General features: G+C 39.5%; 1 pseudogene. It reads left to right on the top strand.

Annotated elements, in window-relative coordinates:
* A pseudogene (locus V6256_RS15390) lies at positions 1-248 on the top strand (hypothetical protein); the annotation flags it as partial.

Here is a 248-nt window from a genome sequence, read left to right as displayed (position 1 = left end):
CATTGGCCCGTGGAGAGCTGCATTGTGTTGGTGCTACAACCTTGGCTGAATATCGTCATTATATTGAAAAAGATGCCGCTTTAGAGCTTCGTTTTCAAAAAGTACATGTAGATGAACCAACGGTAGAAGACACTATTTCTATTTTGCGTTGTTTAAAAGAGCGTTATTAATTACATCATAAAGTTGAGATCACGGATACTTCTATTGTGTCAGCGGCGACCTTATCAGATCGTTATATTGCTGATCGC

Origin of the sequence: Psychromonas aquatilis (genome assembly GCF_038155185.1) — a bacterium.
Taxonomy (GTDB): domain Bacteria; phylum Pseudomonadota; class Gammaproteobacteria; order Enterobacterales; family Psychromonadaceae; genus Psychromonas; species Psychromonas aquatilis.
The sequence above is the reverse complement of the archived record's forward strand: the minus strand, read 5'-3'. Positions and strand labels throughout refer to the sequence as shown.